This window comes from Aureimonas frigidaquae, from assembly GCF_001463905.1.
In the GTDB taxonomy this organism is placed as follows: Bacteria; Pseudomonadota; Alphaproteobacteria; order Rhizobiales; family Rhizobiaceae; genus Aureimonas; species Aureimonas frigidaquae.
Map to the genome: position 1 here is coordinate 108,732 of NZ_BBWR01000008.1, position 14,842 is coordinate 123,573.

Consider the following 14,842-nt stretch of genomic DNA (forward strand, 5'->3'; position numbering starts at 1 on the left):
CCGCCACCGGCGCGGCAAATGCTGCGTCGATAGGAAACACTCGCAAGGTCACCGCCGAAGGTCTAGACTGGCTCCAGACGGGCCGGTGGCGGATGCCGGCGAGCGGCATGGTCTATCGTGACCCATGGTCAGAGCGGATCATGTTGCGAAGAGGGCGGTTTCGTGGTTTTAAGCGGACCGGCCAATTGCACATTGGCGGCATTCAAATTTACGAGGCCGTCCCGTGCGATCCGGCCCTGTCGTATGGCGGGCGGCCACAGGGACGTTCCTCGCGGGGAGAGCATTCGTGAAGAAGACACTCATTGCAGCTGCGATGTCTGCCGCGACGCCGGCGATCGCGACCGCGCAGGAGGCAGCCAGGATTCCCGGCCAGCCGCATCCTTGGCAGATGGGGCTGCAGGAAGCGCTCTCGCCGATCGAGGCGCAGATCCACTGGTTCAGCAACTATACGCTCTGGTTCCTTGTCCCGGTCGTGATCCTCGTGGCCGGCCTGCTCGCCTGGGTGATCGTGCGCTACAGCGCCACGCGCAATCCGACCGCGTCGCGCACCAGCCACAACACCACGATCGAGGTCATCTGGACGCTGGCGCCGGTGCTCATCCTCCTGTGCCTGGCCATTCCGTCCTTCCAGCTCCTGACGGCGCAGTACAACCCGCCGCGTGAGCCCGAGCTCACCGTGAAGGCCACCGGGTATCAGTGGTACTGGGGCTATGAATATCAGCCGGCGCAGACCGAACCGGCCGCGGCCGGCGGCGATGCCGCCGCGGCGGGTGCGGAAGAGGCGCCCGAGCCGATCTCCTACCTGTCCTACCTCCTGCGGGAAGACGACCGGGCAGGCTCCGGCAAGGAAGACATGAACGTCTATCCGCGCCTCCTGGCCGTCGACAACGAGATGGTCGTCCCGGTCAACACGGTCATCCGCCTGCTCACCACGTCGGGCGACGTGATCCACTCCTTCGCCGTTCCGTCGCTGGGCGTGAAGGTCGATTCGGTCCCCGGCCGCATCAACGAATACTGGTTCGAGGCCACGCGTGAGGGCATCCTCTACGGCCAGTGCTCCGAACTTTGCGGCCGCGATCATGCCTTCATGCCGATCGCCGTGCGCGTGGTCAGCCAGGAGCAGTTCCAGAACTGGCTCGCGGCAGCCGCGACCAATCTTGAAGATGCAAACCAACAGTTGAACGCCGAGATCGAGGCCGCCGCCGGCCAGTCCGTCGCGGCGCGTTGATTGAAGTGACAAAGCGTTCAACGGAGACAGACATGGCGAACGCCTCCTCCCACGAAGCCCACGAGCACAAGATCCCGACAGGGTGGGTGCGCTGGGTCAACTCGACCAATCACAAGGATATCGGGATACTCTATCTCGTATTCTCGATCATTGCGGGCATCATCGGCGGTTCGCTGTCGATCGCCATCCGGGCCGAGCTGCAGCAGCCCGGCCTGCAGATCTTCGGCGATCCGGCCCTGTTCAACGTCTTCACCACGGCCCACGGGCTGATCATGGTGTTCTTCGTGGTCATGCCGGCGGTGATCGGCGGCTTCGGCAACTACTTCGTGCCGATCATGATCGGTGCGCCGGACACTGCCTTCCCGCGCGTCAACAACATCGCCTTCTGGCTCCTGGTGCCGTCCTTCCTGCTCCTGCTCCTGTCGCTCTTCGTCGAAGGCGCCCCGGGCTCGACGGGCGCGGGCACCGGCTGGACGCTCTATCCGCCGCTGTCGACGACGGGCCATCCCGGCCCCGCCGTGGATCTGGCGATCTTCGCGCTGCACCTGTCCGGCGCCTCGTCGATCCTCGGCGCGATCAACATGATCACCACCATCCTGAACATGCGCGCTCCCGGCATGACGCTGCACAAGATGCCGCTCTTCGCCTGGTCGCAGCTCGTGACGGCCTTCCTCCTGCTGCTGTCGCTGCCCGTGCTCGCCGGCGCCATCACCATGGTGCTGACCGACCGCAACTTCGGCACGACCTTCTTCTCGCCCGAGGGCGGCGGCGACCCGATCCTGTACCAGCACCTGTTCTGGTTCTTCGGTCACCCCGAAGTCTACATCATGATCCTGCCGGCCTTCGGCATCGTCAGCCACATCATCTCGACCTTCTCCAAGAAGCCGATCTTCGGCTATCTGGGCATGGCCTATGCCATGGTCGCCATCGGCGTCGTCGGCTTCGTGGTGTGGGCACACCACATGTACACGACGGGCATCTCGCTCAACACGCAGCGCTACTTCGTCTTCGCGACCATGGTGATCGCCGTTCCGACGGGCATCAAGATCTTCTCCTGGATCGCGACCATGTGGGGCGGCTCGATGACGTTCCGCACGCCCATGTACTGGGCGATCGGCTTCATCTTCCTCTTCACCGTGGGCGGCGTGACCGGCGTCAAGCTCGCGAATGCCGGCATGGACCGCGTGCTGCACGACACCTACTACGTCGTGGCGCATTTCCATTACGTGCTGTCGCTCGGCGCCGTCTTCGGTATCTTCGCGGGCTGGTACTACTGGTTCCCGAAAATGAGCGGCTACATGTATAGCGAGTTCATCGGGAAGCTGCATTTCTGGGTCATGTTCATCGGCGTGAACCTGGTCTTCTTCCCGCAGCACTTCCTGGGCGCCGCCGGCATGCCCCGCCGCTATGCCGACTATCCGGATGCCTTCGCCGGCTGGAACTTCGTGTCCTCCATGGGCTCCTACGTGTCCGGCGTGTCGATCCTGATTTTCCTGTGGGGCGTCTACGAAGCCTTCCGCGCCAAGCGCCTGGCGGGGGACAACCCCTGGGGTCCGGGTGCCACCACGCTGGAGTGGCAGCTGTCCTCGCCGCCGCCGTTCCACCAGTGGGAAGAGCTGCCGCGGATCCGCTGACGGTTCCGTCGAGGGGCGGGGAGACCCGCCCCTCGACCACGTGCCGGCATCGGCGCCGGCAGACGACACAGAACGTCCCGATCGTTTCCGTCCGGGCCGTTTCAAACAGACAAGGGTCAGTTCATTGAGCGCAACCGATTTCAGCTCCGACATCGCCGCGCGGCCGGGCGTCAGCCTTGCCGAGCCCGGAGACTTCATCAGCCTGCTCAAGCCGCGCGTCATGTCGCTGGTCATGCTGACGGCCGTCACGGGGTTTGTCCTGGCCCCCGGATCGATTCATCCTTTCCTGGCGCTCGTCGCGCTGGCCGCCATCGCCGTCGGGGCGGGTGCCTCGGGCGCCCTGAACATGTGGTACGATGCCGATATCGACCGGTTGATGGCGCGCACGGCGCGCCGCCCGATCCCGCGCGGCCGGATCACGCCGGAGGGTGCGCTGGCCTTCGGCCTGTCCCTGTCCATCCTGTCGGTGCTGACGCTCGGCCTTGTCGCCAACTGGTTCGCGGCGGCGTTCCTGGCCTTCACGATCTTCTTCTACGCTGTCGTCTACACGATGTGGCTGAAGCGCTCGACGACGCAGAACATCGTCATCGGCGGCGCCGCCGGCGCCTTCCCGCCCATGGTGGGCTGGGCCGTGGTGACGGGCGGCATCTCGCTCGAAAGCTTCGTCCTGTTCCTCATCATCTTCCTCTGGACGCCGCCGCATTTTTGGGCGCTCGCCCTCTTCAAGATGCAGGAATACGGCAAGGCCGGCATTCCCATGCTGCCGAACGTCGCGGGCCGTGCGGCCACGCGGCGGCAGATCTTTGCCTACAGCCTGATCCTGGCACCGGTCGGCGTCGCGCCCTGGATGCTCGGCTATGCCGGGCCCGTCTACGGAATCGTGTCCGCGCTTCTCGGCCTGAACTTCGTGCGCCACGGCTACAAGGTGCTGCGGATGGACGATGCCGACACGGCAATGCTGCCGGCCAAGGGCCTGTTCCGCTTCTCGCTGATCTACCTCTTCACGCTCTTCATGCTGCTTCTGGCCGAGGGTGTCGTCACCCGTTTCGTCGGCGTGGGGGGCTTCTGATCATGGCGCGCGAACATGTTCGACTGACCGATGCCGAGCGCAAGGCGCAGCGCCGCCGCTCCATCGCCATGGGGGTCTTCCTCGCCGTCCTCGCCGCCATCTTCTACATCGTGGCGATGATCAAGATGGGGAGCCAGCTATGAGCGCGGGCGTGCCGGACCGGGTCGGCCTGGCGCGGCGGCGCGGCCGGCGCATCGGGCTCGGCTGCCTGGCCTTTTCGCTGGGCATGCTCGGCGCAGCCTATGCCTCCGTGCCGCTCTACGACCTGTTCTGCCAGGTGACGGGCTATGGTGGCACGACGCAGCGGGCAGCGGCGAGCCCGGTCGGCGTTTCGGACCGCTCGATCCATGTGCGCTTCGATTCCAACGCATCGCCAGGCGTGCCCTGGCGCTTCCAGCCGACCGAGCGTCAGGTCCAGGTCAAGCTCGGCGAGGTGCGTCAGGTGACCTATCGGGTGCGCAACGATGCGGATCATCCGGTCACGGCGGTGGCGACATTCAACGTCACGCCGCTGTCGGCCGGAGCCTACTTCAACAAGCTCTACTGCTTCTGCTTCAACGAGCAGACGCTGCAGGCGGGCGAAGAAGTGGAGATGCCGGTGGTGTTCTTCGTCGATCCCGCACTTCTCGAACAGGAAGAGTTGAAGGACGCGCCGACCATCACCTTGTCCTACACCTTCTTCCCGGTGGACACTCCGTCGGCGCCGGTGGCGCAGGCGCCGTCGGACGGGGGCGGGTCGCAGGACCAGTTGTAAAGATCAGAACGCGCCGGCAACCTCCGGCGCGCGAGGGGATTTCACATTCGGAGCCGGGTCCACCCGTAGGGAGGGCGGCACCTTGAGAAGCGGGACGCGAAATGGCAGACACGCACGAGAAGCACCACGATTACCACGTCCTTGAACCGAGCCCCTGGCCCTTCGTGGCCTCGGTCGGATCGTTCTTCCTGCTGTTCGGTGCGGTCGCCTGGTTCCGGTCGTTGAACGGGCTGGACTTCAGCTTCGGCAGCGTGAACCTGGCGACACCCTGGATCTTCTTCTTCGGCCTCGCGATCGTCCTCTACACCATGTATGCGTGGTGGTCGGACTGCATCAAGGAAGGCCAGGAAGGCTACCACACGCGGGTCGTGTCGCTGCATCTGCGCTACGGCGTGATCATGTTCATCGCCTCCGAGGTGATGTTCTTCGTGGCCTGGTTCTGGGCCTTCTTCGACGCCAGCCTTTTCCCGAACGAAGTGCATCAGGTGGCCCGCGCCCAGGCCCTTGGCGGCCAGTGGCCGCCGGCCGGCATCGAGGTGCTGGATCCGCTGCACCTGCCGCTCTTCAACACGATCACGCTTCTTCTGTCCGGCACGACGGCCACCTGGGCGCACCATGCCATGCTGGAAGACGACCGGAAGGGCCTCATCACCGGCCTTGCGCTCACGGTCGTGCTCGGCGTCATCTTCTCCTTCGTCCAGTATATCGAATACGCGCATGCGCCCTTCGCCTTCGCAGGCTCGATCTACGGTTCGACCTTCTTCATGGCGACGGGATTCCACGGTTTCCACGTGATCGTCGGCATCATCTTCCTGGCGGTCTGCCTGCTGCGCGCGGTGCGTGGCCATTTCACGCCGCACAAGCATTTCGGCTTCGAGGCAGCAGCCTGGTACTGGCACTTCGTCGACGTGGTCTGGCTGTTCCTCTTCTTCGCCATCTACGTCTGGGGCGGCTGGGGCGCACCGATCCACGGCGCCTGACGCGGGCCGCGGAGCAACGATCTCTCGCAAAGGGGCGGCCACCTGGCGGCCCCTTTCGCATATGAGGGTGCGGCCATCATTCTCGCGCCACGATCGCGGTTCAGGCCGCTGGGCAGGCGAGCGGGCCATGATGGTGATGTCGGCGGCACGACCGGCATTCGCGACGACTGATTCGACAGGCAAGGAAGCCCAAGCGTGAGCGACCGGCAGTTTGACAGCATGGACGACGCGCCGCCGCAGGACGGCGCCCCGCTTTCGCCGCGCCGCTTCTGGTCGGCGCTCCTGTGCGGGTGCCTGGCGCTTGCCGTCCTGATCGGCCTCGGCGCCTGGCAGGTGGAGCGCCTCTACTGGAAAGAAGGGCTCATCGCCCATATCGACGCGCGCATCCACGGGCCTGCCGCCACGATCGACGAGATCGTGGCGGCCGAGGCGCAGACGGGTGACATCGATTACCGCCCCGTCACCCTGACGGGGCGCTTCATCCACGATGCGGAGCGGACCTTCCTGTCGACCCGGCAGGGGACGGCCGGCTGGAACGTCTTCACGCCGCTCGTGGTCGAGGGCGGCCGATACGCCGTTTTCGTCAATCGCGGTTTCGTGCCCTATGCCCTGAAGGATCCACAGAGCCGGGCGGCGGGCCAGGTGGAGGGGCAGGTTGCCGTCACCGGCCTTGCCCGCAATGCGGAGCACAACAAGCCCGGCGGCTTCTTCCTGCCGGACAATGATCCGCAGCAGGATGTTTTCTTCTGGCGCAGCATCCCGGACATGGCCGTCGGGCTCGACCTTCCTGAGGGCGCGCAGCTCCTCGACTTTACCATCGATGCGGGGGAAGGGGCGGCGCCCGGCGGCTACCCGGTTGGCGGGCAGACCGTGGTGACGATGCCCAACAACCATCTGGAATATGCGATCACCTGGTTTGGCATTGCCGCTGCGCTGGCCGTGATGCTGGCCGTCATGGTCGTGTCGCAGTGGCGCCGCCGCGGCCTGCTGACTTGACATGATGGCCACGCATCCCTTTCTAGCGGAGGGACCGGCCCGACAACAGGATTAGGAAATCGTCAACGTGGAAGCGGCCCAGAAGCCCAAGCTGACCGTCCGCCTGTGCGAGCCGCGTGGCTTTTGCGCCGGCGTGGACCGGGCCATCCAGATCGTCGTCCTGGCGCTCAAGAAATATGGCGCGCCGGTCTATGTCCGGCACGAGATCGTCCACAACAAATATGTCGTGGAAGGGCTGCGCAACATGGGCGCCGTCTTCGTCAAGGAACTCGACAACATTCCGGACGATGGACAGCCCGTCGTCTTTTCGGCCCATGGCGTGCCGAAATCCGTTCCGGCAGAGGCCGAGCGCCGCGAGATGCTCTATCTCGACGCGACCTGCCCCCTCGTGTCCAAGGTCCACAAGCAGGCGATGCGCCATGTGCGGCTGGGCCGTCACGTGCTGCTGGTGGGGCATCGCGGGCATCCGGAAGTCATCGGGACGATGGGCCAACTCCCGGAAGGCACGGTGCATCTGATCGAGACGGAAGAGGACGTGGCCGCCTTCGAGCCGGTCGATGCCGACGCGCTCGGCTTCGTGACGCAGACGACGCTGTCGGTGGACGATACGGCCGGTATCCTCGCCGCGCTCGGCGCGAAGTTCCCGAACCTCCAGGCGCCATCGTCGGAATCGATCTGCTACGCCACCACCAACCGCCAGGATGCGGTCAAGGCGGCAGCGGCCGGAACCGATCTGTTCCTCATCGTCGGCGCGCCGAACTCCTCCAACTCGCGCCGCCTGGTCGAGGTGGCCGAGCGGGCGGGGGCGGCCCGCGCGCTCCTGGTCCAGGGCCGGGCAGAGGTGCCGATTGACGATGTTTCCGGCGGGCAGACGCTCGGAATGTCGGCCGGCGCTTCCGCGCCGGAAATCCTGACGGACGATATTCTCAACGCCTTGCGGGAGCGTTTCGATGTAACGCTCGAACTCGTTCAGACAGCGGTTGAGGACGAGAACTTCCCCGTCATGCGCGCCATTCGGGATGTTCCCCTGACGCAGGACGACATGGCATTCGTCAACGGGCAGGCACGCCCGGCACCGCAAAGAGTCGCTTGATACATGGCCGTCTATACCGAAGTCGCCGAAGGCGATCTCATCCAGTTTCTGAGCCGCTACGATCTGGGCGAACTCCTCTCTTACAAGGGCATTGCGGAAGGGGTCGAGAACTCGAATTTCCTCCTGCGCACAAGCCGGGGCACCTTCATCCTCACCCTTTACGAGAAGCGGGTGGACCCGGGCGATCTGCCCTTCTTCATCGGGCTGATGGAGCATCTGGCGGCGCAGGGCCTGTCCTGCCCGCTGCCGGTCCAGCCGCGCGAGGGCGACAGGCTCGGCGTCCTGGCAGGCCGCCCGGCAGCGCTGTTCACCTTTCTGGAAGGCATGTGGACGCGCCGGCCGACCGCCGATCATGCGCGGCAGGTCGGCGGCGCGCTGGCCGACATGCACAGGAAGGGCGCGGGCTTCGACATTCCGCGCCGCAACGCCCTGTCGGTGGATGCCTGGCGCCCGCTCTTCACCGGCTGCGAGAGTGGTGCCGAGGCGATCCAGCCGGGCCTTGCGGCCGAGATCGCCCAGGAACTCGATTTCCTGGAAGCGCATTGGCCGAAGGATCTTCCCTCCGGCGTCATCCACGCGGACCTCTTCAACGACAATGTCTTCTTCCTGCGCGGGACGCTGTCCGGCGTCATCGACTTCTACTTCGCCTGCAACGATCTTCTCGCCTATGACCTCGCCATCTGCCTGGGCGCCTGGTGCTTCGAATCCGATGGTGCCTTCAACGTGACGAAGGGGCAGGGGCTGATCGAAGGATATGCGGCGGTGCGCCCGCTGACGGTGGCCGAGCTCGACGCCATACCGGTCCTGGCGCGGGGCGCGGCCATGCGCTTTCTGCTGACGCGCCTCTACGACTGGATCCACGTGGCCGAATCGTCCTTCGTCACCAAGAAGGACCCTCGGGAATATCTGCGCAAGAATCGCTTCTACCGGCAGATCAACAGTGTCGCCGACCTTGGCTACCGCGGGGGGGTGCAGGCGTGACCGGGCGTGTGGGAATCTATACCGATGGCGCCTGCTCTGGAAATCCCGGCCCGGGTGGATGGGGCGCCATCCTTCTGTTCGGCGATGCCCGCAAGGAAATGAAGGGCGGCGAAGCCCCGACGACCAACAACCGCATGGAGTTGATGGCCGCCATCCGGGCGCTGGAGGCGCTCAAACGCCCGTCCGCCGTCGATATCCATTCCGACTCGCAATATCTGCGAGACGGGATCACGCAATGGATCCACAACTGGAAGCGCAATGGCTGGAAGACGTCGGGCAAGCAGCCGGTCAAGAATGCCGAGCTATGGCAGGAACTGGACCGGCTGCGCCAGGTGCATGACGTGGCGTTTCACTGGGTGCGCGGCCATGCCGGGCACGAATTGAACGAGCGGGCCGACGAACTGGCGCGCGAGGGCATGGAGCCCTTCAAGCGGGCAAAGGCCGGCTAGGCTCCGCCGGCCCGATCCGCTCAGAGTTCGGCCAGGATTGCGCCGGCTGCGGAGGCTTCCGCCTGACCGGGCGCGTCCTCGATGTGCAGCGTGCGCACGACACCGTCATCGACGATCATCGCATAGCGGCGCGACCGCACGCCAAGGCCGGCCACCGTCAGATCGATGTCGAGACCCGTCGCCCGGGCGAAATCCGCACCGCCGTCGGCCAGGAACAGGATCCGGTCGCCGGCTTCCGTCGCCTTCTGCCAGGCGCCCATGACGAAGGGGTCGTTGACCGAGACGACGGCGATGGTGTCCACGCCCTTGGCGCGGATCTCATCGTTGAGTTCCAGATAGCCGGGCAGATGGTTCATCGTGCAGGTGGGGGTGAAGGCGCCCGGAACGCCGAACAGAACCACCGTCTTGCCCTTGAAGACGTCGTCCGTCGTGACCGGCTTGGGGCCCTCATCCGTCTTGACGCGGAAGGTGACCTCGGGAAGTTTCTCGCCGATAGCAATCGTCATGTCGTGCCCCTGTGTGTACCGGCCTCATGCGGCCTGTGGCGCCGTTCATCTACGGTTCGCCGGCGCCGATGTCGATGGTCTGGGCCCGGAAGAAGCGGGCGAATTCGCCCGCCGCCACCAGGATATCCGCCACGATAGCTTTCGGCGCGGCCTGCGGACGCGCCAGGACCGGCGCGGTCAGGATGGTGTGGCCCCCATCCTGGCGCGCGGCCGTGGCCGGGCCGAACTGCCAGCCGGCGGGCGCCGCCACGAAGAGCTGCGCAGCCGCGGCCCCGGCATTGGCGGGCAGGTCGAGCGACAGGACGAGATCCTCGCCCACGAGGCGCGCCTGTGCCTTGGCTCCCGTCTCCTGCGGCAGGGCGTCGAAGGCTGCCGAGACGGCCGCTGCCTCCGACAGGCCCGGCGGCACTGAGAGATCGCGCTCCAGATGCGCCTGGACGGGGATGCAGACGTCCTGGCAGACGCCGATCATGAGGTCGAGATCCAGGACGGCATCCGGCTGCGCCACCGCAGTGGTGAAGGCGATGGCCATGGGCTGGGTATAGACGATGCTGTCGACGCCGCCGACATCGGTCCGGTGCGGCACGGGCATGGAGATGACGGGCGGTGCCGAAAGGCCCCGGCTGGCGGAGAAATCCAGCCGGGGCGGCAGGCCGGCTTCGCCCGGTCCCAGCCAGTAGGTCTTCCATCCGGGCGCAAGGTCGATCACCACGGCGCCCTCCAGCCGTCCCTGGGCATCGGGCTTGCGCACGGCCAGCCGCAGCGTCACCTCCGGCGTGGTCGCCACGGCGGCATTCGGGCCTCCGGCCGCATGCGCAGGCGCGCAAACCAGGGCAAAAAGCAGGGCTGCGAATGGGTGAAATTTCATCGCCGCTCCATTATCTTGTCGTCATGGACACAGGGCACGTCATGGCCATATCGAACGCTGGAACATCCCTCGAAGGCTTCTTCCTCATCGCCATGCCCGGCATGGAAGACGATCGTTTTGCACGGAGCGTCGTCTATATCTGCGCGCATTCGGACAATGGCGCCATGGGCTTCGTCATCAACAAGCCGCAGAGCATGAGCTTTCCAACCCTTCTCACGCAGCTCGAGATCGTTTCCAGCCCGGATGAAATCCGCCTGCCGGAACAGGGACGCGACATTCTCGTCGGCGTCGGCGGACCGGTGGAAAGCGGGCGCGGCTTCGTCCTGCATTCCAACGACTACGATTCCGAATCGACCGTCCCGGTCGAGGGCGGCATTTCGCTGACGCCCACCATGGACATATTGAAGGCCATATCGCGGGGCCTTGGCCCCCGTGCGGCCATGATGGTGCTCGGCTATGCGGGCTGGTCGGCCGGCCAGCTCGAAAGCGAGATCGCGTCCAATGGCTGGCTCACATGCCCGGCGGATTTCGACATTGTCTTCGAGACGCGCCCGGAAATCCGGTACGAGCGCGCTCTGGCCAAGATGGGGGTGAACCCCGCCTTCCTGGCGAGCGAAGCCGGCCACGCCTGAGCGCCGGCCCAAGACGGGACATTCCGTCGCCGGCCCAATGCCGGGCATCTCAGACACTGCGGCGGATGCGCGCCGGCTTGCGTTCGGAGCCCCGTTCCTGCAGGCGACGGCGCGCTTCTTCGGCGGTGACGGGCGGTGAGTGGACGCGGCTCTGGATGTAGTCGCATTTGAACTGACGGATCTTGTCGGCGTCCGCCGCCTTCTCGACGCCTTCGGCAATGACGACAAGGTCCAGGCGGTGCGCCATGGCGACGATGGATTCGTAGATCATCAGCCGCTCCTCCCGCCGCTCGTCGCTCAAAAAGGCGCGGTCGATCTTCAGGGCATCGAAGGGAAAGCGCATGAGGTAGGAGAGGGAGGACTGGCCCGATCCGAACGCATCCAGCGTCAGGCCCACGCCCATCGCCCGAAGCCGTTCCAGAACCTTGGCGGCGCGCTCGGGATTCTCCATCACCCGCGTTTCGGTGATCTCCATGCGCAGCGTTTCGGGGGGCAGCTTGTAGCGCTTCAGGACGAGCGCGACATCGTTGACGAGATCCTGGCGCAGCAACTGGCCGCTCGGAATATCGACGCAGACGAACAGGGCGCCGCGGCCGGGGATCTGCTGCCAGTCGCTGAGGCGCCGGGCCGCTTCGTCGAGGACGAACTGGCAGAGCTGCTCCATCAGGCCGCTCGCCTGCGCCACGCGCAGCACTTCCTCGACGGGCACGAGCCCGCGCTTGGAATGCTCCCAGCGCAGAATCGCCTCGAAGCCGGCGGTGACGCCGTCCCGCACGCGGATGATGGGTTGAAAGTAGACGTGAAGCTCATGCCGCGTGAAGGCGCGCCGAAGGTCGGCCTCCAGCTCCTGCCGGCCGGAGCTGACCGTCTTGAAGGAGGGGCGGAACGGTTCGATCCGGTCGCCGCCGAGGCGCTTGGCCTCGTACATGGCGAGCTCGGCCTCCTTCAGGAGTTCCTCCGGCCCGGCACCGTCGGTCCAGCCCGTCAGCCCGATCGATCCCGTCAGGTGGATTTCCGTATCCGTGAAGCCGATCGGCGCCCGGATGACGCCGCGCAGATATTCGGCGAAGGCCGCCACCTCCGACACGTCGCTGCGCGAGTTGAGGATGATGGCGAAACGGTCCGCATCCAGCCGCGCGAGCGAATCCTGCGGCTTGAGCACGCGCTTGAGGCGCCGCCCGACGGTCAGCAGCACCGTATCGCCCGTCACCACCCCGAAGGCGTCGTTGATGCGGCCGAACTTGTCGATATCGATGACGAAGACCGTCGGCCGCAGCTCGACCTGCGCGCCGCACAAGGCGGAGATCGCCTCCAGGCGGTCGATGAAGAGTTCCCGGTTGGGCAGCCCGGTCAACTGGTCATGAAGCGCGTCGTGGAGCAGGCGCTCTTCGGATTTGCGCCGCCCGGTCACGTCCTTGAGCGTGCCGACGCAGCGCACGACCTCCCCGTCGCTGCCGAGGACCGGGCGGGAGTGAAGGTTCATCCAGTGGTAATGCCCATCTTCACCGCGCACGCGGAAGTCCTGGGAGATGCGGCCGCGGCGATGCTCGATGATCGCATCGAGCGTTGCCTTGAACCTGTCCCTGTCGTCCGGGTGGAGAATGGGAAGCCAGTCACGCGCGGGTCCGTTCATGGTCCGGATTGGCAGGCCGATCGTCTCTTCCGTATCGTTGCCGACGAAGATCCGGTCCCGCGTCACGTCCCAGTCCCAGATGGCGTCGCCCGTGCCGGCCAGCGCCAGGGAGCGGCGCTCCATGTCCGATATCGGGCTCGGCGCCACGGTGCCGCCCGCAAAGGCGTGCTGCATGACCGTGAAGCCGAACAGGAGCACGATCAGGACGAGGCCGCCGCCGAGAGCCGACTGGATGATGTCGTTGTCGATGCGGCCCTCCACCGTCATGGCGGCGGCGGTCAGCCAGGCACAGATCAGCGCCCATGTCGGCATCAGCATGACGGCGCGGTCGTAGCCCTTGACCGACAGGATCAGGATCAGGATGGCGCCGACGCCGGCAATGCCGACCATCGACATGCGGGCGATGCCGGAGGCGATGGCCGGCTCGAAGGCTGCCAGGACGCCGAGCCCTGCCAGCCCCGCGAGCCACAGCATGGTGAAGGCCGACAGCGCCCTGTGCCATCGGTTGAGGCTGAGATAGGCGAACAGGAAGACGACGAGGGTAAAGGCGATGGCGACTTCCGTTCCCGCCCGCCAGAGGCTTTCCTGGCCCGGCTGGGTGGGCACGAGCTTCTGCCAGAAATCGAAGTCGATGCAGATATAGGCCAGCACCGCCCAGGCGAGCGCCGCCGTGGCCGGGAACACCGCCGAGCCCTTCACGACGAAGAGAATGGTCAGGAAGACGGCCAGAAGGCCGGCAATGCCGAGCACGATGCCGCGATACAGGGTGAAGGCATTCACCGTATCCTTGTAGGCGTTCGGCTCCCAGAGCCGCATTTCCGGCAGGCGGTCGGACGATAGCTCCACCACGAAGGTGATGACGGAGCCCGGATCGAGCGTCACCAGGAAGAGATCGGCTTCCGAACTGTCCTGACGGTCCAGGGTGAAGCCCTCGGACGGGGTGATGGCGGCGATGCGCCGCGATCCGAGATCGGGCCACACCACGCCCGAGCCGGACAGTTTGAAATGCGGGGCCACGACCAGCCGGTCGATCTGCGTATCGGCATTGTTGGCCAGCGCGAAGACGGCCCAGTTGCCCGTGGGGTTGGCCGAAACGGATTCGACCTCGATCCGCCGCACGATGCCGTCGGCGCCCGGAACCGTGGAGACCTGGAAATTGTTGCCGTCGCTGTGGTGCAGCTCCACGGCGGGCATCAGATCCACGGCCACGGTATCCCGGCCGATGCTGACCGGCTCCAGCGCGGCCGCCGTGCCGATCAGGGCCAGAAGCGCCAGGACGATCCCGAAAAGGTGGGGGATGGCCCGGCGGAAGGTGCGAATGGCGGACATGAAGCTGCGGTTAGGCCCCTTGGCTATGCGTATGTCTGGCGTCGGCACGGGAATCACCGCCCGGTGCCGCTGACTGGAGTGCGCCGGGATCGAGACCAATCTTCGGCAAGCAGCGAATATAGATGATGGTCTTCCCATCGGCCTGCGATCTTGAGGTATTTTCGCGCATAGCCTTCCTGGCGAAACCCCGCTTTTCGGAGCAGGCGCCCTGATCTTTCGTTCGAGGGCAGGCACGCCGCCTCGAGCCGGTGCAGCCCCTCCACCTCGAAGGAAAAGACAGTGACGAGGCGCACCGCGCGGCTCATCGTGCCGCGACCGGCAAAGGCTTCGCCCATCCAGTAGCCCAGCGTCGCCGATTGGGCCACCCCCCGCCGGATCAGTCCGAGCGAGAGGCCGCCGCACAGCGTCGTGCCGCCATCGCGGAAGATCAGGAAACTGTAGCCGGAACGCTCCCGCGCCTCGATGCGGTAGCGGATCAACCGCTCGCGAAAGGCGCGGCGGCTGAGCTCATCCTGCGTCCAGGCCGGTTCCCAGGGTGTCAGGAATTCCTGGCTCTCCTGGCGCAGCCGGGCCCAGGCGGCATAGTCCTGCGCCACGGGAAGGCGCAGGACGATGCCGTCACCCTCCAGGCGCGGCCCGGACCCCCGGGCAATCCAGTCGAGTAAGGCCATGCCGGGCGCCCTGCACGCG

The 14,842-nt window shown here is 65.9% G+C and carries 15 protein-coding genes; 11 read left to right on the forward strand and 4 right to left on the reverse strand.

The genetic code is table 11. From position 1 onward, the window contains the following. Nucleotides 1-313 precede the first annotated feature (313 nt). From coxB to rnhA, 10 genes are all read left to right on the forward strand, one after another. Nucleotides 314-1,228, forward strand: coding sequence for a cytochrome c oxidase subunit II (gene coxB, locus AUL30_RS08730; protein ID WP_062227490.1), 915 nt, complete (start codon nt 314-316; stop codon nt 1,226-1,228). A gap of 32 nt (nt 1,229-1,260) precedes the next feature. After that, nucleotides 1,261-2,862, forward strand: coding sequence for a cytochrome c oxidase subunit I (ctaD, locus tag AUL30_RS08735; RefSeq protein WP_062227491.1), 1,602 nt, complete (start codon nt 1,261-1,263; stop codon nt 2,860-2,862). A gap of 124 nt (nt 2,863-2,986) precedes the next feature. Continuing rightward, entirely contained in the window at nt 2,987-3,931 is a 945-nt protein-coding gene (gene cyoE / locus AUL30_RS08740) for a heme o synthase (RefSeq protein ID WP_062227492.1), read from the forward strand. Between the two features lie 2 nt (nt 3,932-3,933). Next, nucleotides 3,934-4,074 (forward strand): hypothetical protein, encoded by a 141-nt coding sequence (locus AUL30_RS19915; protein ID WP_062227493.1) that lies wholly within the window; start codon nt 3,934-3,936, stop codon nt 4,072-4,074. After that, the gene (locus tag AUL30_RS08750) at nt 4,071-4,685 is read left to right on the forward strand and encodes a cytochrome c oxidase assembly protein (protein WP_062227494.1); all 615 of its coding nucleotides are present in this window, start codon (nt 4,071-4,073) and stop codon (nt 4,683-4,685) included. Before AUL30_RS19915 ends, AUL30_RS08750 begins: the two co-directional genes overlap by 4 nt. A gap of 101 nt (nt 4,686-4,786) precedes the next feature. After that, entirely contained in the window at nt 4,787-5,665 is an 879-nt protein-coding gene (locus AUL30_RS08755) for a cytochrome c oxidase subunit 3 (RefSeq protein WP_062227495.1), read from the forward strand. A gap of 195 nt (nt 5,666-5,860) precedes the next feature. Further along, nucleotides 5,861-6,661, forward strand: coding sequence for an SURF1 family protein (locus AUL30_RS08760; RefSeq protein WP_244490762.1), 801 nt, complete (start codon nt 5,861-5,863; stop codon nt 6,659-6,661). 67 nt (nt 6,662-6,728) lie between these two features. Beyond that, complete coding sequence (ispH, locus tag AUL30_RS08765) at nt 6,729-7,754, forward strand: 4-hydroxy-3-methylbut-2-enyl diphosphate reductase (RefSeq protein ID WP_062227497.1); 1,026 nt, start codon at nt 6,729-6,731, stop codon at nt 7,752-7,754. A gap of 3 nt (nt 7,755-7,757) precedes the next feature. Further along, nucleotides 7,758-8,735 carry a homoserine kinase gene (locus AUL30_RS08770; protein ID WP_062227498.1) on the forward strand — a complete coding sequence of 326 codons (978 nt, stop codon included), beginning with the start codon at nt 7,758-7,760 and terminating at the stop codon, nt 8,733-8,735. Beyond that, a complete protein-coding gene (gene rnhA / locus AUL30_RS08775; RefSeq protein ID WP_062227499.1) occupies nt 8,732-9,184 on the forward strand; it encodes a ribonuclease HI in 453 nt (150 codons plus the stop codon). The genes AUL30_RS08770 and rnhA overlap by 4 nt, the downstream gene beginning before the upstream one ends. Nucleotides 9,185-9,204: 20 nt before the next feature. Here the strand turns inward: rnhA and AUL30_RS08780 are convergent, their stop codons facing one another. Both AUL30_RS08780 and AUL30_RS08785 read right to left on the reverse strand, forming a co-directional pair. Further along, nucleotides 9,205-9,690 (reverse strand): peroxiredoxin, encoded by a 486-nt coding sequence (locus AUL30_RS08780; protein ID WP_062227500.1) that lies wholly within the window; start codon nt 9,688-9,690, stop codon nt 9,205-9,207. 49 nt (nt 9,691-9,739) lie between these two features. After that, the gene (locus tag AUL30_RS08785; RefSeq protein ID WP_062227501.1) at nt 9,740-10,558 is read right to left on the reverse strand and encodes a protein-disulfide reductase DsbD domain-containing protein; all 819 of its coding nucleotides are present in this window, start codon (nt 10,556-10,558) and stop codon (nt 9,740-9,742) included. 41 nt (nt 10,559-10,599) lie between these two features. Here AUL30_RS08785 and AUL30_RS08790 point away from each other — a divergent pair, with 41 nt between their 5' ends. Then, nucleotides 10,600-11,190, forward strand: coding sequence for a YqgE/AlgH family protein (locus AUL30_RS08790; protein ID WP_062227723.1), 591 nt, complete (start codon nt 10,600-10,602; stop codon nt 11,188-11,190). Nucleotides 11,191-11,239: 49 nt separating this feature from the next. On the opposite strand, the gene AUL30_RS08795 is transcribed toward AUL30_RS08790, so the two are convergent. Then, on the reverse strand, nt 11,240-14,152 hold the full coding sequence (locus tag AUL30_RS08795; RefSeq protein WP_062227502.1) for a putative bifunctional diguanylate cyclase/phosphodiesterase: 2,913 nt from the start codon (nt 14,150-14,152) through the stop codon (nt 11,240-11,242). 53 nt (nt 14,153-14,205) lie between these two features. Continuing rightward, a complete protein-coding gene (locus tag AUL30_RS08800; RefSeq protein WP_062227503.1) occupies nt 14,206-14,823 on the reverse strand; it encodes a GNAT family N-acetyltransferase in 618 nt (205 codons plus the stop codon). Nucleotides 14,824-14,842: the final 19 nt, after the last annotated feature.